This window comes from Rhizobium sp. CRRU65 (assembly GCF_048551595.1).
Taxonomy (GTDB): Bacteria; Pseudomonadota; Alphaproteobacteria; order Rhizobiales; family Rhizobiaceae; genus Rhizobium; species Rhizobium leguminosarum_J.
This window is the reverse complement of sequence record NZ_JBLYZH010000014.1, coordinates 23,525-46,261: the sequence shown is the minus strand read 5'-3', so window position 1 is coordinate 46,261 and position 22,737 is coordinate 23,525. Positions and strand designations below refer to the sequence as shown.

20 protein-coding genes and 1 pseudogene are annotated in these 22,737 nt (G+C 60.2%); 5 read left to right on the top strand and 16 right to left on the bottom strand.

The window, feature by feature from the left end:
- Nucleotides 1–349: 349 nt before the first annotated feature.
- The 9 genes from ACM5SV_RS25205 to ACM5SV_RS25165 all read right to left on the bottom strand — a co-directional run bounded on the left by ACM5SV_RS25205 (nucleotide 350) and on the right by ACM5SV_RS25165 (nucleotide 12,434).
- Nucleotides 350–1,963, bottom strand: coding sequence for a glycoside hydrolase family 43 protein (locus tag ACM5SV_RS25205; RefSeq protein ID WP_017994343.1), 1,614 nt, complete (start codon nucleotides 1,961–1,963; stop codon nucleotides 350–352).
- 94 nt (nucleotides 1,964–2,057) lie between these two features.
- Nucleotides 2,058–3,089 carry an L-glyceraldehyde 3-phosphate reductase gene (gene mgrA, locus ACM5SV_RS25200; protein ID WP_012757801.1) on the bottom strand — a complete coding sequence of 344 codons (1,032 nt, stop codon included), beginning with the start codon at nucleotides 3,087–3,089 and terminating at the stop codon, nucleotides 2,058–2,060.
- 358 nt (nucleotides 3,090–3,447) lie between these two features.
- On the bottom strand, nucleotides 3,448–4,581 hold the full coding sequence (locus tag ACM5SV_RS25195) for a Gfo/Idh/MocA family protein (protein ID WP_012757802.1): 1,134 nt from the start codon (nucleotides 4,579–4,581) through the stop codon (nucleotides 3,448–3,450).
- Nucleotides 4,582–4,590: 9 nt separating this feature from the next.
- Complete coding sequence (locus ACM5SV_RS25190; protein WP_017994345.1) at nucleotides 4,591–5,352, bottom strand: sugar phosphate isomerase/epimerase family protein; 762 nt, start codon at nucleotides 5,350–5,352, stop codon at nucleotides 4,591–4,593.
- Nucleotides 5,353–5,389: 37 nt separating this feature from the next.
- Nucleotides 5,390–7,849: a beta-mannosidase gene (locus tag ACM5SV_RS25185; protein ID WP_222014927.1), complete on the bottom strand. Its 2,460-nt coding sequence runs from the start codon at nucleotides 7,847–7,849 to the stop codon at nucleotides 5,390–5,392.
- 227 nt (nucleotides 7,850–8,076) lie between these two features.
- A complete protein-coding gene (locus ACM5SV_RS25180; protein ID WP_012757805.1) occupies nucleotides 8,077–9,168 on the bottom strand; it encodes an ABC transporter ATP-binding protein in 1,092 nt (363 codons plus the stop codon).
- A gap of 4 nt (nucleotides 9,169–9,172) precedes the next feature.
- On the bottom strand, nucleotides 9,173–10,117 hold the full coding sequence (locus ACM5SV_RS25175; RefSeq protein WP_012757806.1) for a carbohydrate ABC transporter permease: 945 nt from the start codon (nucleotides 10,115–10,117) through the stop codon (nucleotides 9,173–9,175).
- Nucleotides 10,110–11,015: a carbohydrate ABC transporter permease gene (locus ACM5SV_RS25170; protein WP_012757807.1), complete on the bottom strand. Its 906-nt coding sequence runs from the start codon at nucleotides 11,013–11,015 to the stop codon at nucleotides 10,110–10,112. Before ACM5SV_RS25170 ends, ACM5SV_RS25175 begins: the two co-directional genes overlap by 8 nt.
- Before the next feature lie 183 nt (nucleotides 11,016–11,198).
- A complete protein-coding gene (locus ACM5SV_RS25165) occupies nucleotides 11,199–12,434 on the bottom strand; it encodes an ABC transporter substrate-binding protein (RefSeq protein WP_222014928.1) in 1,236 nt (411 codons plus the stop codon).
- A gap of 454 nt (nucleotides 12,435–12,888) precedes the next feature.
- Here ACM5SV_RS25165 and ACM5SV_RS25160 point away from each other — a divergent pair, with 454 nt between their 5' ends.
- Entirely contained in the window at nucleotides 12,889–13,932 is a 1,044-nt protein-coding gene (locus ACM5SV_RS25160; protein ID WP_011652324.1) for a LacI family transcriptional regulator, read from the top strand.
- A 231-nt stretch (nucleotides 13,933–14,163) separates the two neighbouring features.
- Here ACM5SV_RS25160 and ACM5SV_RS25155 read toward each other — a convergent pair whose 3' ends face one another.
- The 3 genes from ACM5SV_RS25155 to ACM5SV_RS25145 all read right to left on the bottom strand — a co-directional run bounded on the left by ACM5SV_RS25155 (nucleotide 14,164) and on the right by ACM5SV_RS25145 (nucleotide 16,900).
- A complete protein-coding gene (locus ACM5SV_RS25155; RefSeq protein WP_222014929.1) occupies nucleotides 14,164–15,036 on the bottom strand; it encodes a reverse transcriptase family protein in 873 nt (290 codons plus the stop codon).
- Between the two features lie 13 nt (nucleotides 15,037–15,049).
- Nucleotides 15,050–15,358, bottom strand: a complete 309-nt coding sequence (locus ACM5SV_RS25150) for a helix-turn-helix transcriptional regulator (protein WP_222014930.1) — start codon at nucleotides 15,356–15,358, stop codon at nucleotides 15,050–15,052.
- Nucleotides 15,359–15,988: 630 nt separating this feature from the next.
- The gene (locus tag ACM5SV_RS25145) at nucleotides 15,989–16,900 is read right to left on the bottom strand and encodes a LysR family transcriptional regulator (RefSeq protein ID WP_222014931.1); all 912 of its coding nucleotides are present in this window, start codon (nucleotides 16,898–16,900) and stop codon (nucleotides 15,989–15,991) included.
- A gap of 175 nt (nucleotides 16,901–17,075) precedes the next feature.
- On the opposite strand from ACM5SV_RS25145, the gene ACM5SV_RS25140 reads away from it, so the two are divergent.
- The 3 genes from ACM5SV_RS25140 to ACM5SV_RS25130 are packed head-to-tail and all read left to right on the top strand — an operon-like array spanning nucleotide 17,076 to nucleotide 19,362.
- Complete coding sequence (locus ACM5SV_RS25140; RefSeq protein WP_222015028.1) at nucleotides 17,076–17,690, top strand: C39 family peptidase; 615 nt, start codon at nucleotides 17,076–17,078, stop codon at nucleotides 17,688–17,690.
- Nucleotides 17,691–17,724: 34 nt separating this feature from the next.
- Complete coding sequence (locus tag ACM5SV_RS25135; protein WP_012757813.1) at nucleotides 17,725–18,801, top strand: D-alanine--D-alanine ligase family protein; 1,077 nt, start codon at nucleotides 17,725–17,727, stop codon at nucleotides 18,799–18,801.
- A 15-nt stretch (nucleotides 18,802–18,816) separates the two neighbouring features.
- Nucleotides 18,817–19,362 carry an AAA family ATPase gene (locus ACM5SV_RS25130; protein WP_012757814.1) on the top strand — a complete coding sequence of 182 codons (546 nt, stop codon included), beginning with the start codon at nucleotides 18,817–18,819 and terminating at the stop codon, nucleotides 19,360–19,362.
- 43 nt (nucleotides 19,363–19,405) lie between these two features.
- Here ACM5SV_RS25130 and ACM5SV_RS25125 read toward each other — a convergent pair whose 3' ends face one another.
- The 3 genes and pseudogenes from ACM5SV_RS25125 to ACM5SV_RS25115 all read right to left on the bottom strand — a co-directional run bounded on the left by ACM5SV_RS25125 (nucleotide 19,406) and on the right by ACM5SV_RS25115 (nucleotide 21,184).
- Nucleotides 19,406–20,023: a class I SAM-dependent methyltransferase gene (locus ACM5SV_RS25125; RefSeq protein WP_222014933.1), complete on the bottom strand. Its 618-nt coding sequence runs from the start codon at nucleotides 20,021–20,023 to the stop codon at nucleotides 19,406–19,408.
- Between the two features lie 104 nt (nucleotides 20,024–20,127).
- A pseudogene (locus ACM5SV_RS25120) lies at nucleotides 20,128–20,636 on the bottom strand (GNAT family N-acetyltransferase).
- A gap of 53 nt (nucleotides 20,637–20,689) precedes the next feature.
- Complete coding sequence (locus ACM5SV_RS25115) at nucleotides 20,690–21,184, bottom strand: GNAT family N-acetyltransferase (protein ID WP_012757816.1); 495 nt, start codon at nucleotides 21,182–21,184, stop codon at nucleotides 20,690–20,692.
- A gap of 251 nt (nucleotides 21,185–21,435) precedes the next feature.
- Here ACM5SV_RS25115 and ACM5SV_RS25110 point away from each other — a divergent pair, with 251 nt between their 5' ends.
- Nucleotides 21,436–21,813 carry a VOC family protein gene (locus ACM5SV_RS25110; RefSeq protein ID WP_012757817.1) on the top strand — a complete coding sequence of 126 codons (378 nt, stop codon included), beginning with the start codon at nucleotides 21,436–21,438 and terminating at the stop codon, nucleotides 21,811–21,813.
- A 75-nt stretch (nucleotides 21,814–21,888) separates the two neighbouring features.
- Here the strand turns inward: ACM5SV_RS25110 and ACM5SV_RS25105 are convergent, their stop codons facing one another.
- A complete protein-coding gene (locus ACM5SV_RS25105) occupies nucleotides 21,889–22,653 on the bottom strand; it encodes a carbon-nitrogen hydrolase family protein (RefSeq protein ID WP_017994357.1) in 765 nt (254 codons plus the stop codon).
- Between the last annotated feature and the right edge of the window lie 84 nt (nucleotides 22,654–22,737).

The following is a 22,737-nucleotide window of genomic DNA, read 5'->3' as shown; positions in this document are numbered from 1 at the left end:
GATACGAAGGCAGCTCGCCGGTGAAAGAAAGGCGGCTGCCGGTTTCAGATGTCATCATCCGGTGATCTTCGTGCCCGATAAGAGAGCCGAGGTCAGCACCGGCATCTGCCCCGCCGCCGCCCCTTTGCGGAGCCGTCTCCGGGTGTTCTCGTTGCGCCCCATTTTTGCTGCCTCGGCATGTAGTCAAAGTTATTGTTCAGTTACGAAGTGCTTGGAACCGGCCAGTATCCCCTGTTCAGCCGCGTTCGTCTTAGCCGGCCCTGCGCCGGCTTTCTTTTTATGTGCCTCTTCTCTGCCCCTCGCTCTTTCCATGATCCACTGTGGATGAAAGCGACTAAGGGTGCACCCTTCACAACTCATCGTAATTGAACCAGTCAAAATCCGCGGCCTTCGCCCGGCCCGACGTATCGAAGGCAAACACGCCGGCGAAAGCGCCGGTGAAGGAGCCGTGTTCGCCGCGGCCGCCTTCGTCGGAAATCACGCCGGCGTCGAGGACCGGGCCGATCGGCTGCCAGGCGCCCTTGCCTTCGGTCTGCCAGAAGAATTGCAGGTCGTTCTCGCGGATTTCCATGGCAAGCTGAACGCGGCCATCGGCGGCAATCGAAACCCCGCTGTCGGCGGGAAAGCTCAGCCGGCCGTTCGGGTAGTCGCCGTTGCAGGAGAGGATCGTCACGCAGCGGCCGAGTGTTTCGTGCAACGTCACCGCGACGGCGTGGAATTTGTGGCGGTTGTAGTAATGCGTCAGCCCCGCAACCTGCTGATAGGTGTCGGGCGAGAAGTCGATCACGGTCTCGGCGCGGAAACTGTGATGCTCCTGGCGGCGGGCAACCAGCGACTGTTCGAACCAGGAGCCGATGCTTTCGCGCGCAATCAGGCGCAGATGGCCGGGACGATCCGTCAGGTTGAAGATGCGCGCGGGCTCTGGCGTGCGCAGCCATTGGAAATCGGCGGGCAACGTGCCGCCATCGAAGCTGTATTCGCTGCGCATCGGCTTTTCCACCGGCGCCGCGCCAAAGAGGCCTGGCACATCGACATCGGGCACCGAGGTGCCGTTTTCAAGATAGAGCCAGTCATCGTCGCGCCAGACGCATTTCTGCAAGGATGTCTCGCGCCCCAGCGTGCAACGTCGTTTCGGCGGTAGCGGCCGGCCGCAGAGATGGGTGTGATAGGCCTCGCCCTCCGGCGTTTCGACATATTGGCCATGACCTGCCCGCTGTAATACCGCGCCTGGATGATCCTTGGAGGTGATGAGATGCATGTTCGGATGCATCTCATAGGGCCCGTCGATATTACGCGACCGCGCCATGGTGACGGCATGGTCGTAGCCGGTGCCGCCCTCGGCGGTGGTCAGATAGTACCAGCCATTGCGCTTGAAGAGATGCGGGCCTTCGACGAGGCCGAGCGGGCTGCCGGCGAAGATGTTCTTGATTGGCCCCTTCAGCGCCTTTGCCACCGGATCCCATTCCTGCAGCAGGATGCCGTCGAAGGCCGGCGATTTCGGCGAGCCGCCATAGCTTTCGGTGCGGTGGTTCCACTGCATGTTGACGAACCACTTGCGGCCGTCATCGTCGTGGAAGAGCGAGGGATCGAAGCCGGAGGAATTCACATAGACCGGCTCGGACCAATCGGCCTCGATCGTAGGTGCCGTGACGATGTAGTTCGGCGCATCCTTGAAATTGCCGTCGTAGCGCTTGACGTCGGTATAGACCAGCCAGAACTGCCCGTCGGCATAGGACAGGCACGGCGCCCAGATGCCGCAGCTATCGGGATTGCCGCGCATGTCGAGCTGCGATCTGCGCTCCAGCGGCCGGCGCACCAGCGTCCAGTTCACCAAGTCGCGCGAATGGTGGATCTGCACGCCGGGATACCATTCGAAGGTCGAGGTGGCGATGTAATAATCCGCGCCGACGCGGCAGATCGACGGATCGGGATTGAACCCGGGCAGGATGGGATTGCGGATCATGACAGGGTCTCCTCCGACCGGCGGTGCTTTGCTGTACGTACATCAGATTATAGCAGAAAAAGGCCCGGAAGACTTGCCTCCGGGCCTGAGATGACTATTCGCGTTCGGCGGACTTGGCCCAGAGGTTGATGTCGGCCTCGCGGGCATAGACGTCGATCTCAGCCAGTTCCTCGACGGTGAATTCGAGATTGTCGAGCGCCTTGACGCAATCGACGATCTGCGACGAGCGGCTGGCGCCGATCAGAGCCGAGGTCACACGGCCGCCGCGCAGTACCCAGGCGATCGCCATCTGCGCCAGCGTCTGGCCGCGCCTTTCGGCGATCTCGTTGAGCTTGCGGATATTGTCGATAATTGAAGGGCGGATGTAGTCGCGCTTGAGAAAGTGGTTCTGCGCCGCTCGGCTGTCTTCGGGAATGCCGCCGAGATATTTCGTCGTCAGCATGCCTTGGGCGAGTGGCGAGAAGACGATCGAGCCCATGCCGACCTCATCCAGCGTATCGAGCAGCCTGTCGTCCTCGACCCAGCGGTTGAGCATCGAATAGCTCGGCTGGTGGATCAGGCACGGCGTGCCGAGATCCTTCAGGATCTTTGCAGCTTCGCGCGAGCGCTGCGAATTATAGGAGGAAATGCCGACATAGAGTGCCCGGCCGGAACGGACGATATGGTCGAGCGCGCTACAGGTCTCTTCCAATGGCGTTTCCGGGTCGAAGCGGTGCGAATAGAAGATGTCGACATAGTCGAGGCCCATGCGCTTCAGGCTCTGGTCGCAGGAGGCGATCAGATACTTGCGGCTGCCCCATTCGCCGTAAGGGCCGGGCCACATGTCGTAGCCGGCCTTGGAGGAGATGATCAGCTCGTCGCGAAGCCCGACAAATTCGGTGCGCATGATTTCGCCGAAGGCGGTCTCGGCGCTGCCGGGAGGCGGGCCGTAATTGTTGGCGAGGTCGAAATGGGTGATGCCGAGGTCGAAGGCCGTGCGGCACATGTCGATTTTGCGGTCATGCGGCGTGTCGCCGCCGAAATTGTGCCAAAGGCCGAGCGAGACGGCCGGCAGCTTCAGGCCGGAACGGCCCGTGCGGTTATATTTCATTTTCGAATAGCGGTCTGCGGCTGGTTGCCAGCTCATCTGAATGTCTCCTTGATAAAATAGCTATATGGTCGTCATGCGACATTATCGGCCCAAGAGATTGCCGACACCTGCCTCTCATCCGGCTGCCGCCACCTTTGCCTGGGTCGAGCCACGTGTCCCGACCCACCCTTCGGACCCCCGTAAACGGGGCGAAGGGACATGCCGCGCCGTCTTCCTCAACCTCAACCTCGACGCTGCGTTTGGCACGTCCCCTCTCCCCGTTTTTTTTACGGGGAGAGGGTTAGGGTGAGGGGCAGCCATCGGCGCGAACCGCACAGCCGTGGGACAGGCCCGAGGTTGACGAAACTATTGTAACAAGCGCGCCGATACGGCAAGCCCAAGGCGCGCGTGCTCTCTACTTCAGAAGCGCCTGCGCTTCTTCGATGCCGAGAGCCGCCGGCTGCGTGCAGGTCGTGGTCAGGTCGATGAACCGGCCCTCCTCGCCCGATTTCAGGATCGAGGTCATGACGTCGACGCCGTGCAGCGTGCGGTCGAGCGAGCAGCGCGCGTCGCGTCCCTCGATCAGCGACATCGCCATGTCGGCAAGGCCGGCGGTGCGGTAGTTGGCGCGCGATCCGTTCGGGCTTTCCTGGTTGATCTTGCCGAACGGATGCTCCCAGGCATCGAGCGGCTTGATGTCCTTGTCGCGGCCGCTTGCCTCAACGGTGCCGCCGAAGAAGTTCGGGTCCGGCACGTAGAGCGAGCCGTCGGTGCCGTAGAGCTCCATATTGGCATGCCGATGCGACCACACGTCCCAACTCGCCGTCAGCGTCACGGTGGCGCCGTTGACGAATTCGAGCAGCGCCTGGATCGTCGTCGGCGTCTTGACCGGGATGATCTCGCCGTTGCGCGGCTGGCTGGTGATGGTGCGGGTGGGCGACGCCATCGAGGTCATGCCGCCGACACGTTTGACCGGGCCGATCAGGTTGATCAGGTTGGCGATGTAATAAGGGCCGAGATCGAGGATCGGGCCGCCGCCCGGCAGAAAGAAAAAGTCCGGGTTCGGATGCCACATTTCCATACCAGGGCTCATCACGTAACAGGCGCCCGAGGTCACCCGGCCGATGCCGCCGTCATCGATGAACTTGCGGGCGAGCTGATGGGCGCCGCCGAGGAAAGTGTCGGGCGCGCAGCCGACGGCAAGGTTCTTTTCTTTGGCAATGCGGCGAAGCTCCTCGCCCTCTTCCACTGAGAGCACCAGCGGCTTTTCGGAATAGACGTGTTTTCCGGCCTCGAGGATCGCCTTCGATACCCGGAAATGCGCATCCGGGATCGTCAGATTGACGACGACGTCGATCTCGTCATTGACGAGAAGCTCGTCGATCGTCTGCGCTTTGACGCCATATTCCTTGGCGCGCGCCTCGGCCGCCTGCGCGTTGATATCGGCGCAAGCCAGCACCTTAAGCCCCTTGAAGAGCGGTGCCAGCGAGAAGTAGGTGGTGGAGATGTTGCCGCATCCGATGATGCCGACGCCAAGTTCCCTGGTCATGATGAAGCCTCAGTAGGTCTGGAAGGATGCGATCGAGCGGCTGATATTGCGGTCGATGTCATTCGGGTTATCGTGTTCGACGACGTAGTGCTTGGCCTTGGTGGCGCGCAACGCTGTCATCAGCCTTGCCCACTCGACCTTGCCGTGACCGACATCGGCCCATCCGCTCTCATCCGTCGCTTCGCCGGCCGGTGCGATGTCCTTGACATGCACGGCGGTGATGCGCGGTCCGAGCTTCTCGATCCAGGCGAAGGGATCGGCGCCGCCGCGGATGACCCAGGCGATATCGGCTTCCCAGGAAATGTCGGGCGCGCCTTCGAAGATGTGCTCGATCGGCCGCGAGCCGTCCTGCAGCTTGAAGAATTCGAAATCATGATTGTGCCAGCCGAATTCGTAGCCGGCAGCCTTGTAAGGCTTGCTGATTTCCTGCAGGCGCTTGCCGAAGGCGGCCCAGCCGGCAGCGTCGGATGGCCGTTCCTCGGCCGCCAGATGCGGCGCATAGATCGAATCCATGCCGAGGATCTTGGCAATGTTCAGCGACTTCTGAACTTCCTTCTCCAGGAAATCGGGGCTGAAATGGCCGCTCGCCATGACCAGGCCATTCTTGTCGAGTTCAGCACGAAGGCTCTTCAGCCCGGCATCGTCGAGATCGGCATAGATACCGCCGAAGCCCTCGACTTCGGCATAACCTGATTTGCCGAGCTTTTCGAAGATCGCCGAATAGGGCTGGAAGTTGCGGGCGCTATAGAGCTGGTAGCTGAGTTTCGTCATCATGTTCTCCTTGGGCCTCGTGCCCATTCTTGCAAGATCAATCCGCCGACTGGCAGGAATACAGGTCGTAGAACCGGAACTCCGGAAGCGCGCCACGATCAAGCGGCCGTGCCGGGGTAAAGGTGATGCGGCGGCTCTCGCCGGCCGCAAGATCGAAGGCGTTGTCGGAATATTTGCCGTCGGTCTCGGTTTCGATCATCACGAAAAGCGCAAGTCCCCTAGCGGTGACGTTTATGTCGACGGAGCCATTCTCCTCGACATAGTCGTGGGTGACTGTCAGCCCCGCAGGTTCCAGCTCCAGCGCCTTGTAGGTACCGTTGACATGGTGCCCCTCGCCGCCTGTGCCGTTCGACGCGGTGAAACGCCAGGCAAGCAACGTTCCCTCGGGAATATCGGAAACGTTGATGCTCGTGGCAGTGACGGCCGCATCCGGCGAACATATGGCCTGTACGTCTCTCAGGTGTCGGCGCTCGCCCTTCGTCGTCAGCAGCGAGATCGAAAGGTCGACACTGACATCGGCAAGCGTGTCGTTGACGAGCGAGAAGCGGATCGTCTTTCCGTCGTCGGAAGGAATGGCAGCGACCGCGACCGGCTGGAAGAAGCGCTTGACGAGGTAGTGCATCGCCTTCCAGCGGCCGCCATAGTCGAGGCTCGACCAGGAGGCGACCGGCCAGGTGTCGTTGAGCTGCCAGTAGATCGTGCCCATGCAATGGGGTTTGAGCGACCGCCAGTATTCCACCGCCGTCTTGATCGCCAGCCCCTGCTGGATCTGGGAGAGATAGACGAAGTTCGGAAAATCCTTGGGGAAGCGGAAATAACGGAACATCGTGCCGGCGATGCGCTCGTTGCCGCCGGCATTCTTCTGGTGCAGCTCCATGACCGGGGAAGCGATGTTCATGTCTTTCGCCTCGGCATAGGTCTTGATCACAGGCAGCGACGTATAGGACTGGAAGCCGAATTCCGAGCAGAAGCGTGGACGCACCGAGCGGTAGTTGTCGAACGACTTGTTCTCGTGCCAGACCGACCAGTAATGCATGTCGCCGGATCCGTCCGCATGCCAGGCATCGCCGAAATCGAGATAACCGGAAGCCGGGCTCGAAGGCCACCAGAGCGCGCCGGGCAGCGCCTTTTTCACTGCCTGCTCGATCGTGCGGTTGAGGCGATCATAGGAGACGAGATAGCGGTCGCGGTCTTTACGGGATTCCTCGAACCAGGTCAGTGCTCCGACCAGCTCATTGTCGCCGCACCAGAGCACGATCGACGGATGCGAGGAGAGCCGGCGCACCTGGAAATCGACCTCGATCGTCACATTGTCGAGAAAGTCCTCGGTCGAGGGATAAAGGTTGCAGGCGAACATGAAGTCCTGCCAGACCATGAGGCCCAGCCGGTCGCAGAGATCATAGAAATGATCCTGCTCGTAGAAGCCGCCGCCCCAGACGCGGATCATGTTCATGTTGGCGGCTTTGGCCGATTGCAGCAGGTCTTCGGTCTTCTCGGGCGAAGACAGCGAAAACAGCGCGTCGGCCGGTATCCAGTTGGCGCCGCGGCAGAAGATCTCGCGGCCATTGACCTCGAAGGCGAAGCGACTGCCTGATGCATCCGGCGTGGTGATCAGCTCGATGGTGCGAAGACCGATCTGCTTGGTCACCTCATCAGTCGGCAATTCGACGGAAAGCCTGTAGAGCGCCTGCTCGCCACTGCCGGAGGGCCACCAGAGGCGCGGATTGTCGATATGGAAGAGGTGGTTGACATGCGTCTCGCCGTTGACGCCGACATCCAGGCGCACCCGCTCGCCGTCGAGGTCGAAATAGACCTGGGCAATGTCTGGCCCCTTTGAAAACAGCGTTGCCGTCACTTTGAGGTCCACCGAGCCGTCGTTATTGTGGGTCTGGCGGGTGACCACATGTTCGATGCGCGCGGTTTCGAGCTTCTTCAGCGCGATCGTCCCGTAGAGGCCGAGCGGGGCAATGGCAATGTTCCAGTCCCAGCCGAAATGGCATTGCGGCTTGCGCAGCATGTTGCCGTCGGGGATCGGCGAGTTGCCCGTGCTGTAGGGGATGTAGAAGGGCTGCTGCTTCTGTCGCGCAGCGCCGACAGCGACGTTGGAGGCGAAGACGATGCGGATGCTGTTGTCGCCTGATTTCAGCATGCTGGAAACGTCAGGACGATAGCGGCGGAAGCTGTTGTCGGCTTCGAGCGCCAGAAAACCGTTGACGTGGACGCTGGCAACCGTGTCGAGATAGTCGATATCGAGATACCAGTCGCCCTCGATCTCCTGAAGCGTGAAGCTGCGCTCGACTGCCCATTCGCGCTCGGCGACCCACTGCACCTTTTCCTCGTTGCGGCCGAAATAGGGATCGGGGATCAAGCTTGCACGGTGGAGCGCCGTGTGCACGTCGCCCGGCAGCATGATCGCGGTGCGGATCTTGCCGTCGACGGAGGCGAGCTGCCACGAACCGGAAAGGTCGATGTTGGGAGTAGTTGATCGATGCGTCACGATATCGTTTCCGATTTATGATTTTGAAAGAGACGGCGTTTGGTCGTCGTCCGGTCGTTGTCGTTCGTCAGGGCTCCTTCTGCCCGCCTCACTCTCGTCATCCTCGGGCTTGACCCGAGGATCCACACCGCATCCACCAGCAGCCACGGGCATGGATCCTCGGCACAAGGCCGAGGATGACGGAGAGTGGAGGCCTCTCGCCGAATTCGCCCCGCCCGCAGAGTTCTCTAGAGACGCAGCTCGCTTTCGGCATCGAAGACCGAGGCGACCGTCATGTCGAAGCTGAGCTTCACCTTGGCTCCGACGTTGAAGCGGCGTGCGCCGTTGACACGTACCGACATCGTGTGACCGGCATGTTTCAGCCACAGCAGATTGTCCGCGCCCATGGGCTCCTCGATATCGACGGTGGCGTCATGTTCTTCGCCGCCGGTATTCTCGTTGACCTTGATGTGTTCCGGACGAACGCCGAGCACCACTTTGCGGCCGGGCTGCAGCGTCTCGCCAGCGTCGTAGTCAGCGAGCGAGAAAATGACGCCATTGGCCGAAAAAGCAATGCCGTCGCCTGATTTGACCAGCTCGCCGTGCAGGAAATTCATCGACGGCGAGCCGATGAAACCGGCAACGAACAGATTGCGCGGCCTGTTGTAAATCGTCGTCGGATCGTCGAGCTGCTGGATGATGCCGCTCTTCATGATGGCGATGCGGTCGGCAAGCGTCAGCGCCTCGATCTGATCATGGGTGACGTAGATCATCGTGTTCTTCAGCGACTGGTGCAGGCGCTTGATCTCGACACGCAGCTCCGAGCGGAGTTTGGCGTCGAGATTGGACAGCGGCTCGTCGAACAGGAAGACGTCGACATCGCGCACCAGTGCCCGGCCGATCGCCACGCGCTGGCGCTGGCCGCCGGATAGCTCAGCCGGCTTGCGCTTCAGCAGCGGCTGAATCTGCAGGATTTCGGAGGCACGCGCCACCCGCTTGTCGATCTCTGCCTGCGGCACCTTGGCGACGCGAAGACCGAAGGACAGGTTCTTCTCGACGGTCATCTGCGGATAGAGCGCATAGGACTGGAACACCATGCCGATGCCGCGGTCCTTCGGCTCTTCCCAGGTAACGTTCTTGCCCTTGATGAAGATCTGCCCTTCCGAGGCATCGAGCAGGCCGGCGATGCAATTCAGCAAGGTCGACTTGCCGCAGCCGGACGAGCCGAGGAGCACGAGGAATTCGCCGTCATTGATGTCGAGGTTGAGGTCCTTCAGTACGCTGACCGCACCGAAGTTCAGGGACAGATCCTTGATGGAGACGCTTGCATTCATATTCATGAGATCAACCCTTCACTGCGCCGGCGGCGATGCCGCGGACGAAAAGCCGCCCCGACACGAAGTAGACGATGAGCGGCACCAGACCCGTCAGGATCGTTGCCGCCATGTTGACGTTGTATTCCTTCACGCCCTGGACGGAATTGACGATGTTGTTGAGCTGTACTGTCATCGGATAGGTATCCGGCCGGGTGAAGACCACGCCGAACAGGAAGTCGTTCCAGATGCCGGTCACCTGCAGGATCATCGCGACCACGAAGATCGGCAGCGACATCGGCAGCATGATCCGCAGGAAGATCTGCCAGAAGCCCGCCCCGTCGACACGCGCCGCCTTGAACAGTTCCTCCGGCAGCGACACGAAATAATTGCGGAAGAGCAGCGTCAGGATCGGCATGCCGAAGATCGAATGCACGATGACGAGGCCGGTCAGCGTGCCGTAGATGCCGATTTCGCGCAGGATGATGACGATCGGATAGATCATTACCTGGTAGGGAATGAACGCGCCGACGATGAGGATCGAGAAGAAAAGCTCGGATCCTCTGAAGCGCCAGTTTGCCAGCGCATAACCGTTCACCGAGGCGATCGCGATCGAGATGATCACCGACGGCACCGTGATGCGCACCGAATTCCAGAAACCGCGCGACAGGCCATCGCAGTTGAGCCCGGTGCAGGCCTGCGCCCAGGCTTTCACCCAGGGTTCGAAGGTGATCTCCATCGGCGGCGAAAAGATGTTGCCGAGCCGGATTTCCGGCATGCCCTTCAGCGAAGTCACCACCATCACATAGAGCGGCAACAGATAGTAGAGCGCTGCGATGATCAGCGTGCCGTAGAGCATGATGTTACGCGCCGACACCGCCGGGCGCGGCCTGGGGCCGCTAGGGCCATCGCCGAGTTTAGGCGCCACGGCGTCGATGCCGGCGGCGGTGGTGTTGAGAGTTCCTACATCAGCCACGCTTGCGCCCTCCGCCGAATTCCAGATAGGCCCACGGAACGATAATGATCGCGACTGTGACGAGCATCATGGTCGAGGCAGCAAAGCCCTGCCCCAGGTTTTGCGCCTGGAACATGTAATCGTAGACATATTTCGCCGGCACTTCCGAGGAAATGCCCGGTCCGCCCGATGTCTGGGCGACCACGAGGTCGTAGACCTTGACGATGCCGGAGGCGATGATGACGATCGTGGTGATGAAGACCGGCCGCATCATCGGGATGACGATGAAGAGGTAGGTCCTCCACATCGGAATCCCGTCCACGCGCGCCGCTTTCCAGATATCCTCGTCGATCCCACGCAGGCCGGCGAGCATCAGGCACATGACGAGACCCGTTCCCTGCCAGAGTGCCGCGATCAGAATGCCGTAGATGACGATTTCAGGCGTATAGAGCGGATTGAAGGTGAAGCTCGTCCACCCGATCGAGCGCACCACCGCCTGAATGCCGAAATCAGGGTTCAGAACCCATTGCCAGACGAGGCCGGTCACGATGAAGGACAGCGCGAAGGGATAAAGAAAGATGGTGCGGAAGGTGTTTTCGAAGCGGATTTTCTGGTCCATCAGCGCGGCGAGCATGAAACCGATGACCAGACTGAAGATCAGCGAGAGGATGCCGTAGACGGCCAGATTCTCGATCGCCGTCACCCAGCGGGGTGCCGCCCAGAGGCGCTGGTACTGATCGAATCCGACAAAGCTCAACCGCGGAAGGAGCTTGGAATTGGTGAAAGAATAAAAGATCGTCCAAAACGTGCCGCCGACAAAGATCACCAGCGCTGTGAGGATCATCGGGATAGACGCAATCTTGGCATTCAGATTGCGCAGTAACTTGTTTGGCCGGCCTGCTCGCGCTTGACCCGTCATAAACACTTCTCCTCAATCGCCACTGCGACAAGTAACAGAACGGCAAAACGCCGCCTGTCGTCTCCACCTCCGAAACCTGCTGAAGGTACCAGAGAGACGCCGCCGCGCGCCGGACCATCACCGATCGTCCGGAACGATCCGGCCCCCATGGGAGCCGGACCGCAAGGGCAGCGAATCTGCCGATCAGTCAGCAGAAGCGATGATCCCGGCGAAACGCTTCTGAGCGTCTTCCGGCGTCATCGATGGGTTGGCGAAGAATTCGGAGAAGAGGTCTTCCTTCTGCTTCTGGCTGTCGGCCGAAAGCAGCTGGTCGGTACCTTGGATCACGTTGCCCTTGGCCAGGATTTCGAGACCCTTCTTCATGCAATCGTTGGCGGCGGCGAGATCGACGTCGCCGCGAACCGGCAGAGAACCCTTCTTCAGGTTGAAGGCAACCTGGGTCTTGGGATCGAGCAGGGTCTTGGCAAGCACGGCCTGCGCCTTGGACTTTTCCTCGTCCTTCAGCAGCGGGAAGTAGAAGGCGTCGCCGCCAGTCGAGATGATCTCGTTCACGCCGAGCCCCGGCAGGCAGGTATAGTCGGTACCGGCCTTCTGACCGGCGAGCGCGAACTCACCCTGCGCCCAGTCGCCCATGATCTGGCCGCCGGCCTTGCCTGTGATGACAAGGTTGGTGGCTTGGTTCCAATCCTGGACGTTGCTGCCTTTGGCCATGCGCCGAGCGTCGTCGGCCGCCTTGAACACCTTGGCGATTTCGGGACCGGCGGCAACTTCCGCATCCTTGTCCTTGAAGACCTTGTTGAAGGTATCCTTGCCGGCAACCGCAACCATCAGCACGTCGAAGGCGCCAGTCGCCTGCCACGGCTGACCGCCGACGGCGAGCGGAATGATGCCGGCCTTTTCGAGCGCCGGAGCGGCGGCGACGAACTCGTCCCAGTTCTTCGGAACTTCGACGCCGGCCTTCTTGAAGGCGGCGTTCGACAGCCACAACCACTGCCAGGAGTGGATGTTGACGGGAGCGCAATAGATCTTGCCGTCGATGGTGCAGGAATCGAGCAGGCTCGACGGACGAACGATGTCCTTCCAGTGCTCGGCAGTCGCCACATCCGTCAGATCGCGCATCAGCCCGGCCTGAACGAGTTCCTCGGCCTGGCGGCCATGGTTGAACTGGGTGGCGCCCATTGGGTCGCCGCCGGTGATGCGGCTGATCATGATCGGACGGGCAGTGCCGCCGGAACCGGCGATAGCACCGTCGACCCAGTGGTTGCCGGTAGCGTCGAATGCCTTTGCCAGTTCGGCGACGGCAGCTGATTCGCCGCCCGAAGTCCACCAATGCGTGACTTCGAGATCGGTGGCGTTGGCGGCGCTGAACGGAAGCGCGACCGAAGCGGCAAGCATGGCCGCCATTATACGGATTTTCATGAGTTCTCCTCCCTCACTGAAACGTTGCCGGAAAAACTTAGATCAATCGATTTCTCCACGCAACTGCCCGCAGGCAAATTTTTCCGTGATAACCGGAATTGCTACTTCTGCCTGTTTAGATCAGGAGCACTGCATCCCCTTGAAACGATACTAGGCCGGGCGTTCTCGCACATGCGTTGCCTATTTATCAATTTGAATTTGCATAATAATTTTACACAAGAAATTTAGCCTTCCAATTCAGTCTCTTCGCAATCGCAATAAAACAGAGCACGGATTGCCGATTCAACCTATACGTACAATGTTGCAATGCACACAACAAAAAGCACTCGACATTTCTACTGTATCGTTACAGATTGCATTCTTCAGGGAGGTGCGATTTTGGCATGCGGCGGGCTTACGACGCTGGGAAAAGCCTCTATAAGCGACACCAATTCGCGCAGGACGGCCTAAAGGGATGGAAAACAAGGGAAATTTCGGGAACGCGGCATCGACGCCGGCAGCGCGCGAGCGCCCGACGTTGAAGACGATCGCCTTCATGACGGGCCTTGGCGTGACGACGGTGTCGCGCGCGCTGAAGGATGCGCCGGATATCGGGGCCGAAACCAAGGAGCGCGTGCGCATGGTCGCCCGCCAGCTCGGCTACCAGCCGAACAGGGCGGGTGTGCGCCTCCGTACCGGTAAGACCAACGTCATCGCCCTCGTCCTCAGCATCGACGAGGAGATCATGGGCTTCTCGAGCCAGATGGTCTTCGGCATCTCCGAGGTGCTATCCGGCACGCCCTATCATATCGTCATCACGCCGCATTCGCACAGCAAGGACCCGATGCTGCCGGTGCGCTATATCCTTGATACCGGCTCGGCCGACGGCGTCATCATCTCACGCATCGAGCCGGACGATCCGCGCGTAAGGCTGCTGAGCGAGCGCGGCATGCCCTTTGCCACGCATGGGCGCACCGATGCGGGTCTCACGCATCCCTTCCACGATTTCGACAACGAGGCCTTCGCCCATAAGGCGGTGGAAAAGCTGGTCAAGCGCGGCCGGCGCCGCATCGCCCTGCTGCAGCCGCCGAGCAAGCTCACTTACTACGCCCACATCCGCATCGGCTTCCAGACCGGCCTGCATGATTACGGCGCCGAGGAAGTGCCGCTGCGCATCAACACCGATGCCCCGCTCGCCGACATCCGCGACGTCGTCGAGGTGATGATGCGCTCGGCCAACGCACCTGACGGCATCGTCTGTTCAGCGGGCAGTGCTGCAATCGCCGTCAATGCCGGCATCGAAGCCGCCGGCAAGGCGCTCGGCCGAGACCTCGATATGGTCTCCAAACAATCGGTACCGATCCTGAACTGGATTCGCCCCGAGATCATCACCGCCCAGGAGGACGTCCGGCACGCCGGCCGCGAAATGGCCAAAGCCGTCATCGCCCGCATCGACGGCGTCGAACCGGAACTGCTGCAGAGCGTCAGTCAGCCGACTTGGCCGGAGAGTGGCAGGTAGGGCTGCGAGGACGGAACCAGTGCGGCGATGGCGAGCTTGGCTTGTCCCCATGGGGGATCGAAAGCTTTCCAATATTGCCGGCAAATCTTGTCAACGATAGCAGGAGACCGAGCCTGTCACAGCGGATCACTGCGTAAATCTAATGCCTACCAGCACCCGTAAACCGCCATCGAGGACATACCACACATACAATGTTGATTGTCCCCGCCGTTCCAAGCTGAATGCCAGTGTTTAAACAAGCTCACGCCCAATGCGCGCCCGGATTGCCGCCACCTGAGCAACCTGACCCTGTAGGCCCAGCATGCGTTCGCGCAACTTTGGGTCAAGCACGCTAGCATCGGGATGCCGCAGGGCCGCTCTCGCTTCGTTGAGTTTCTTCAACTGACGATTCGGCACCTTCAACGAGTCTCCACTGATGATGACCCCTGTCACCTCTGCCGGGCGATCTACAAAATGCTTCTCTTTATGATATTTCAGGCCAGCTCCGTGGATAGCACGCTTGATGGCCCACATGACGTCGCGGGACACGGATTGGCCCGAGATCGTAACGTCGTCAATGTATACGGTCAGCCGATAACCATGCTCCCTGCATTGTGTCGCTACCGCCTGCCAAAGGTCATAATGTGCGTAGTGCGCCATAATGGGGCTTAGAGGGCTTCCCGTAGGTAGATGCCCCTTGTGACAAGCCAAGCTAGCCAACGTAGCCGCAATGTCCTTCTCGCACTGCATTACCTTATGAAAGAAATAGAATACCTTCCTGGAGGGCGTGCTTGGAAAATATTTTTTGATATCGAGGCATCGGATGACCCTTTGGCCTCGATGCTGCGCGGCATTCGTCACGTAACAACGGCCTTTGACCGGGCAGAATAAATAGTCAGGTGGCTGAATCCGACCGAGAAGTCGTGCGACAGTTGCTTGGACCAATTTGAGTTGCCGCCTCGGATTCTCAACTCCTCGTACGCCGCCATTTTTCTTCGGAATTTCAAACATTGAGTAAAGCGAGTCCGCGAGAGTGGCTAGTTCCAGCAATTCTTTTTCCGACATCCCCAGAAGAGAAGCCAGCCGCCCTTTGCTCCGCAATTTAAAAAGCGGAGACTGATTCATCGGGTAGCTTTTCCTAATCGCTGACATCGATACGACCTGAACGTTGCTCTATAAACTGCATTAAATTGATGATCTTCGACGCTGCGAAAGCTTTTGCCTTCGCTTTAGACGGAGATTGCCCGATGTTTTCCGCAAAGAACATGATCGACGACATAGGTATACCGAACGTGGACTCGTACTTCTTTAAAAGATCGAGCGAGGGTTCTTTGTGGTGCCGTTCAATTTCTGATAGATATGACTTCGAAATGCCCAGTTTCTCCGCAGCCTCGTTCTGCTTCATGTCATGGAAGACACGTATTAGCCGAAGCGCTTCGTTTAACATCACTATACCTCCTTACAGAATACAAAGCAGGGCGGCGGCTACTCCCTCAAGTGTCCCATGATGACGTTATACACCCACACCAAGAAGGTGAGAGTACGCCCAATCAAGACCAAGAACTTGAAGGTCCTCGGAGAGAGAAGAGCTTTCGCACACCCCTCGGTCTTCGAAATCAAGAATATTATTCGCTGTCAGCGAACTTTTTTGAACTGCTTGGAGGCAAGATAATGTGGGTCGCGTAATCGGCGACATCCGCCTATGGCTCGCATGAGATCCTCGACAAGCCTTGGCTTGGCTGAGAAGTATGAAGCACGGTTGGTCGATTCACATAGTCGACTTGTTGCTCCGTCAATTGCTGAGCATGGTCACCTGCCCCGTCATCGCCGCAGGTCAGAGCGGGTCGCCTCAGCAGTGAAGAGCGTCTTGAACGCGAGCGTCCTTGGTCGCGGCGGCCAGGGCCAGTGATTGGCTCGATCTCGCGGAGAAATCCGCTCACATTGAAAAACGCACTCCGCCCCTCCAAGCATGGAGAGATCGGGATTCTTTAAAAGCCGTGGAGCGTGATGACCAAAGGCTGGATCAGAACCGCGGCGGAAGTACAGACACCATCTGCGAAGGAAACTGCCTGATGCGTTAAATGCAAGCCTCCTCGCGCCTTGGGGCGCTCCTCCTCAGTTGATCCAGCACCGCGGCGATCTTCGGGTTGCGCGCCTCGCCGCGCCGGGTAATCGCATGGATGCCGCGGTAGGTGGATGGCGCCAGCGGCTTGACGGTCAGGCGTTCGCCAAAATCTCGAAGCGACAGTCCGGGCATCACCGAGATCGAGCATTCGGCTTCCACCAGTGCGAACACCACTTCGAAGCTGTCGCTGAAGCCGTTGATGACGGGCTCGAAACCGATGTCGCGGCAGGCCTGGCGGATGGCCATGGAATAGGCGCTGGAGGCGACGTCGAGCGCCCAATGATCATCTCTCAGCTGTGCGAGTTCTATGACGGGCTCGCTCTCCAGCCTGTGGCCAGCAGGCAGAAGCACGAAAAGCTGGTCGCGGCAGAGAAACAGCGCGTCGGCCGTGTCCTCCAGCGTATGCGGATCGAACGATATGTCGTCGGCAATGACGATATCGGCCTGCCAGGCCCGGAGCGCTGCTACGCCTTCGGCAGGCCCCATCGTCGTCATGACGATGTTGAGATGCGGATGGTCGATCGCCAGTTGACGCATCGCGGCGGGGATGAAGGACGACGCCGCCGAGGGTTGGGCGGCGATCCGGAGGTCGCCGGCGACGATGTTCTGCAGCTCGGCAATATCGGTTTTGGCTTCCTCGACGATGCCGAAGATCCGGTCGGCATGCAGGACGAGCCGCCGGCCGGCCGGTGTCAGCGTCACCCCTCGCCCACGCCGCTCGACGAGCGCAATGCCGACTTCGTCCTCCAGTTGGGCGATCTGCTGGGAAACGGCGGATGAGGAAATTCCGAGCGCGTCGGCGACCGCCGCCATCGTCTCGCGGCGCGAGAGCTCGCGAAGCGTGCGTAATCTGAAAAAGTCCAAACTTGGCTCCCTCGGCTGATCAATCGACCACAATTTCTAATCTATATCCTTATTTTAATTAAGTAGACCTACGGAAAAACGCACCCTACCGTCGGATTCGTCAGCGTGCATCGGTTCGAAAAAAGCCAAGATTGCCCGCCATCTCATGAGACGAGTCACGGGGGATATCGACAGGATGCAGCAGAGCGGCGTGCCCTATTTCAGCCAATGGGAAACACCGGGCATGACGCTGCCGGTGCTTGCCGAGGGATCTCAGGCTCTGCTCAGCGATTCGCTCTGGCGCCATTCGGGAGCCGCGACGATCGAGGAGTATGCGCGCTGGGCGGTCAATGTCTGCGGCATGGCCTGCCTGAAGATGATCCTTGCCGCGCGTGGCGAAATCCATCCGACCCTCGAGCTTGCCCGCGCCTGCACCGCCTATGGCGGTTATGTCGTCAACGAGATCGATGCAACGATCAAAGGACTGATCTACGCACCCTTCGTCCGATTCGCCGCCGACCGTTTCGGGCTTAGCGCGGAGACGATCACCGGCGTCGAGACATCGGCCATTCCCGAGCTTCTGTCGAAGCGCCGGTTTTTCATCGCCTCGGTGAACTCGGGCATCCGCTGGCCGGAGCGCGAGCCGCCGTCGAAAGGCGGACATCTGGTGCTGGTGACGGCAGCCAGCGACGCGACAATCCGCTTTCACAACCCGTCCGGTCATGACGAAGCGAGCCAGGCCGATGTCACACTGCCGCTCGCCATTTTCGACCGTTTCTTCGCCAATCGCGGCATATCGGTCGACGCCTGACCTTTTTCAACACCAGATCGTTTCGGAGCCTTTCATGACCCCATCCCCAAACAGGCTGCGCATTGCCGTGCTCTTCGGCGGCCGCTCGGCCGAGCATGAGGTTTCCGTGCTCTCGGCAACCAATGTCATGGGTGCACTCAAGCCCGAGAAATACGACGCCGTCCCTGTCTTCATCACGCGCGAGGGGCAATGGCTGCTGAGCAATTTCGAGGACGGTATACTGGCGACGCCTTCATCGGGCACGGAAATCTGCCTGGTGCCGGGTGGGCACGGCCGGATGCTGGCGATGCCGGCTCATGGCGCGCCGCATGAGCTGGCGAGGATCGACATCCTGTTTCCCGTGCTGCACGGCCCGCATGGCGAGGACGGATCGGTGCAGGGCGCTACGGAGGTGGCCCGCGTCCCACTCGCCGGTTGCGGCATCCTCGGTTCGGCCGCAGCGCTCGACAAGGACATCGCCAAACGCCTGCTGAGGGCAGCGGGCCTGCCGGTGGCGCGCGCGGTGACGATCCATGAGGGTGCCGCCCCTTCACTGGCAGCCTTGGAAGGTGAGCTCGGCCTGCCGCTCTTCATCAAGCCTGCGCGCCAGGGATCGTCGGTCGGCGTCGCCAAGGTCCATGCCAGCCAGGAATTCGCGCCCGCCCTTACTGAGGCCTTCCGCCACGATCGCACGCTGCTCGCCGAGGAGTTCGTGCGCGGCCGTGAGATCGAATTCAGCGTCTTGGAAGATACGGCAGGAGAACTCTTCGTCTCTCGGCCGGGCGAGATCGTGCCGGCCGAAAGCCACGGCTTCTATAGTTACGATGCCAAATATATCGACGAGAAAGGTGCTGTGCTGAAAGTGCCGGCCGAACTGCCGCAGGAGATCGAGACCGCCATGCGCGACGTGGCCTCAAAAGCCTTCAGAGCCGTCGGCTGCGATGGCATGGCCCGCATTGACTTCTTCCTGACGGATGACATGCAGTTCCTCGTCAATGAAATCAACACCATCCCCGGCTTTACCGATATCAGCATGTATTCCAAGGCGATGGCGGCAAGCGGCGTCACCTACGCCGAAATCATCGACCGCCTGGTGGATCACGGCCTGGCGCGGAGCCGACGGGCCGCCTGAGACGGGAGCTTGATCATGAACAGGCTGGTCTTGATTTCGGGATGTTCCGGCGGCGGAAAATCGACACTGCTTGCAGAACTTGCCGCCCGCGGTCATTCCATCGTCGAAGAACCCGGCCGGCGGATCGTCAAACAGGAACTCGAGGGCGACGGCGCAGCCCTGCCCTGGGTCGACATGGCGGCCTTTGCTCGCCGCGCAATCGAGATGGCGATGGCCGACCACACGGCGGCGCGTGAGCAGTCCGGCTGGACGTTTTTCGATCGTGGGCTGATCGATGCGGCGGCAGCGCTGCAGCACCTGACCGGAGAACAGGTCCTGGAGAAATTGAGCGCCGCCCACCGCTATCACCAGAGGGTTTTTCTCACGCCGCCATGGCCCGAAATCTACACGACCGACCCCGAGCGGCGCCATGGCTTCGACGAGGCGGTCGCCGAATATGATCGACTTGCCGCCGTCTATCCGACGCTCGGCTACGACGTCGTCACGCTGCCGAAAATCGTGGTCGCCGACCGGGCGGATTTCATCCTCGACTGCCTCTCTCCGGAAACGAGGCAGCAGTAGACGAGATCGTTAGGGTCTCTCTCGGCCGCCTTCTCGAAGGGGCTCAGCGCGTCCGAAAAACGCACCACTGGAACGACTGCCGGCCGCCACCCGGTGTCGTGTGTTCCTCCCGCCAGTCATGCTGAAGCGCGAAGGTGGACGAGAATTCGGTCGCAAGCGCCACCGCGTCGTAACGCTGGACAGGCAAGCCGCTGCACCGTTCCGGCCCGTCCGGCGCGAAGGTCGCGATGATCACGACGCTGCCCGGCGCCGTGCCGGTTTCGAGTGCTCGACGATAGGCCAGCCGCTGCTCTGGCTCGGTGAGGAAGTGAAAGACGGCGCGGTCGTGCCACACATCGTAATGGCGGTCGGGCTGCCATGACGTGACGTCGGCAACCACCCAGGCGATGCGGGCGGCTTCATCCCGCAGCCGCGCCTTGGCGACTTCGAGCGCCGGCGCGGCTATGTCGAGGACGGTGAGGTCGGACCACCCGCGCTCGACAAGACGGTCGACAAGGCTCGATGCGCCGCCGCCTACATCGATCAGCGAGGCCGTGGCCGGCAGTTGCAGCGCGTCAAGCGCCTGCAAGGAAGGCCCGGGCGTCGGCTGATACCAGCTGACGCTGTCGGCAGATTTCGTCCGATAGACCTCGTCCCAGTGTTCCCGCTTCTCGCCTGTCATCCGATATCCCCATCTCTTGCAGAGCCCGATTCCCTAACCGATCAACATGTAGGGACTGAGACGTCTGCAACCAGTCGCAGTGTACCCAGGACCATGTTCTCCGTTCAGGAAGCGAAGTGACGATAAACCAGATCCTTAGGGTCATCTCTGGGTGCAGCAGGATCGAGGCGTGCGCCCAGCCGTTCGGCAACGGCAGCGGATGCAGCATTGCCGGGAGCAATATAGCTGACCAGCGACGGCAGCTTGAGCGTCGCGAAGGCCCAGTTGCGCAGCGCCAAGGCCGCTTCGGTCGCATAGCCTCTGCCCTCGTATTCCTCGTAGACGAACCAGCCCAATTCCTTTTCGGGAAAGAGCGGTCCGTGATTGATCCCCACCTGACCGACGCATTCGCCGGTTTCGCCAAGCTCGATCGTCAGCGCTCCATGCCCGAAAAGCTGCCACAGAGCGACGTCGTGACAGAACATCCCCCACGCCGCGCGCAGATCGAACGGACCACCCATTCCGATCGATCGCGGCGACGCCATGATCTGCGCATAGGCGGCGAAATCGCGATGTCAGGCATGCGGAGCCTGAGACGCTCGGTTCGAATGGTTATCGCGCCCGCTTCGGACAAGTCGCCTTCTCTGTCAGGTTGGGTTTGGAGTTTCGGCCGTTGAACGAAATATTCTAGCTTTCAAATGCCGAGGCGAATTGCAACGTCCCGCTTGGCGGAGATCCGCGAAAAACAATCCTCTGCACGAGCCGCGTATCGAGGTCGAGATACTCCAGTTGTCCATCGCTGCTGAAACCGACACGGCTGTAGATCTCGGGATTGCCGATCAGGGCGCATCCGCTGGCGCCCATCTCGTTCAACAATTCGAGACCCCGTGCAATCATCGCCTTGCCGATGCCCTGCCGCTGTCTCTCCGGCTTGACCGATATCGGCCCCAGCCCGAACCAGCCGTCATGCGCGCCGTTGATCGTCACCGGCGAAAACGCCACATGCCCGAGAATCTCGCCGCCCTGCTCGGCCACCAGCGATATCTTGAGATCGCCCGCCGCACGAAGTCTTCGGACAATTTCCGCTTCCGTACCGTCGCTGTAGGGCATCGGCTTGAAGGCGGTCGAGGTCAGATCATGAATCGCATCGATATCATCAGGCGTTTCGTCTCGGATAAGCATCTCTGTCAATTCCTCAAGCGCGTTGTCGTCAGGGCTGCCCGTACAAACAATGTCTTATCCCATTGAAACGAAGTGTCGCAGATCCCACGAAAATCTCGCGGAGATTCCGCTACCCCCTCTTCCGAAGAGGATTCCGAGGCTATAGACCTAAGCTCGTGGGCACCGTCCTGCTGATCGAAACATCGGAGCGTACCATCTCTGTCGGCACCGTCCGGAAGGTGGTTTGCGTCTTCGCAATCAGAGGTTCTGCGATGAATGATATCGCCGATCACGGTGTTCGTTTCGGACGAATTGCCGCCATGCTGCCGGTCAAGGACATGACCAAGGCCTATGATTTTTACGCCAATATCCTCGGCTTCAAGAAAACATTCGAGAACGGCAATCCTGTCGGCTTCATGATCCTGAAGCGCGATCAGGGTGAAGTGCATCTCACCTTGCAGCCGAACCACAAGGCTGCAGACTTCAATGTTGCCCACCTGATGGTCGACAATGTCGATGCCCTGCACACGGTTTGCCAGCAATATGGGCTGAGAATCATCAAGAGCCTTCAGGACAAGGACTACGGATTGCGGGCCTTCGTGTTTGAAGACCCCGACGGCAACCGTATTGACGTTGGCCAACCGATCTAAGCCAGCCATGAGAAGTGGATGGGGATACTGTCCCCATCCAACTTTCGGGCACATTCCCGGATTTCGCAGTGCTCGTCATTTGAGTCGAGCACCTGCATCTTGTCCATCACAGGGAAAGTCGAAGACCAGCAAGCCGGGCTCCTCCAGCGGCAGTTGCGCCACGACCTGCCCTTCCTGGTTCAGCACCGCCGTCGGCCCCCAGGCGATGCGCCCGTCGTGCTCGCCCGTCACGTCGGACGATATCAGCCACAAGCCTGTCTCGCGGCATCTTTCACCTCGAACGGCATTATGCAGCGGCTTGAATATTTCCGCCTTTTCCCGTGGCATCATGTTGTTGGACAGGCATAGGATCAGCGACGCGCCAGACGCGGCGACCTTTGCGGCCGCTTCCGGAAAATTGGTGTCGTAGCAGATGTTGATCCCGTAGCGTAGGGCACCGATCGCAAAGAGCGGACTGTCTTTTCCTGCCTCGAAAGCCCGTTCGCCACGCAACAGGTGGGCCTTCCGGTAGCGGCCGAGGAGAACGCCGCGCTCGACGACGACGGCGGTGTTGAACAATCGCCCGTCATCGATCTCGATCAGCCCCATGACCAGCACCGGTCCCGACTTCGGCAACCGATCCAGGACCGCCGCGAACTCGGCCGATGCGAGATCGAAGGCAACACGCCGCGCCGATCGTTCATCGGTCAGGTAGCCCTGCAGAAAACCTTCTGGAAAGACCAGCAGGACCACGCCATCAGCCTCGGCGAGCGCCGCGACCCTAACCGCATAATCCAAGGCCGCTCCGACATTCTCCCGAAATTCCGGCGTCTGCGCGGCGGCTATCCGAATGCTCGTCACTTAGATCTCCGGGTTCTCGGCCGCAGCATCTCAGCAAAAGGCCCGGCACTGTGGCCGGGCCTCTCCTTGAAAAATCGGAAAACC

Excerpts from the sequence above, each read along its gene's own strand:
- ACM5SV_RS25205 (WP_017994343.1), bottom strand. The coding sequence starts at position 1,963 with ATGATCCGCAATCCCATCCTGCCCGGGTTCAATCCCGATCCGTCGATC.
- mgrA (WP_012757801.1), bottom strand. The coding sequence starts at position 3,089 with ATGAGCTGGCAACCAGCCGCAGACCGCTATTCGAAAATGAAATATAAC.
- ACM5SV_RS25195 (WP_012757802.1), bottom strand. The coding sequence starts at position 4,581 with ATGACCAGGGAACTTGGCGTCGGCATCATCGGATGCGGCAACATCTCC.
- ACM5SV_RS25190 (WP_017994345.1), bottom strand. The coding sequence starts at position 5,352 with ATGACGAAACTCAGCTACCAGCTCTATAGCGCCCGCAACTTCCAGCCC.
- ACM5SV_RS25180 (WP_012757805.1), bottom strand. The coding sequence starts at position 9,168 with ATGAATATGAATGCAAGCGTCTCCATCAAGGATCTGTCCCTGAACTTC.
- ACM5SV_RS25170 (WP_012757807.1), bottom strand. The coding sequence starts at position 11,015 with ATGACGGGTCAAGCGCGAGCAGGCCGGCCAAACAAGTTACTGCGCAAT.
- ACM5SV_RS25165 (WP_222014928.1), bottom strand. The coding sequence starts at position 12,434 with ATGAAAATCCGTATAATGGCGGCCATGCTTGCCGCTTCGGTCGCGCTT.
- ACM5SV_RS25160 (WP_011652324.1), top strand. The coding sequence starts at position 12,889 with ATGGAAAACAAGGGAAATTTCGGGAACGCGGCATCGACGCCGGCAGCG.
- ACM5SV_RS25155 (WP_222014929.1), bottom strand. The coding sequence starts at position 15,036 with ATGAATCAGTCTCCGCTTTTTAAATTGCGGAGCAAAGGGCGGCTGGCT.
- ACM5SV_RS25150 (WP_222014930.1), bottom strand. The coding sequence starts at position 15,358 with ATGTTAAACGAAGCGCTTCGGCTAATACGTGTCTTCCATGACATGAAG.
- ACM5SV_RS25140 (WP_222015028.1), top strand. The coding sequence starts at position 17,076 with ATGCAGCAGAGCGGCGTGCCCTATTTCAGCCAATGGGAAACACCGGGC.
- ACM5SV_RS25135 (WP_012757813.1), top strand. The coding sequence starts at position 17,725 with ATGACCCCATCCCCAAACAGGCTGCGCATTGCCGTGCTCTTCGGCGGC.
- ACM5SV_RS25130 (WP_012757814.1), top strand. The coding sequence starts at position 18,817 with ATGAACAGGCTGGTCTTGATTTCGGGATGTTCCGGCGGCGGAAAATCG.
- ACM5SV_RS25125 (WP_222014933.1), bottom strand. The coding sequence starts at position 20,023 with ATGACAGGCGAGAAGCGGGAACACTGGGACGAGGTCTATCGGACGAAA.
- ACM5SV_RS25115 (WP_012757816.1), bottom strand. The coding sequence starts at position 21,184 with ATGCTTATCCGAGACGAAACGCCTGATGATATCGATGCGATTCATGAT.
- ACM5SV_RS25110 (WP_012757817.1), top strand. The coding sequence starts at position 21,436 with ATGAATGATATCGCCGATCACGGTGTTCGTTTCGGACGAATTGCCGCC.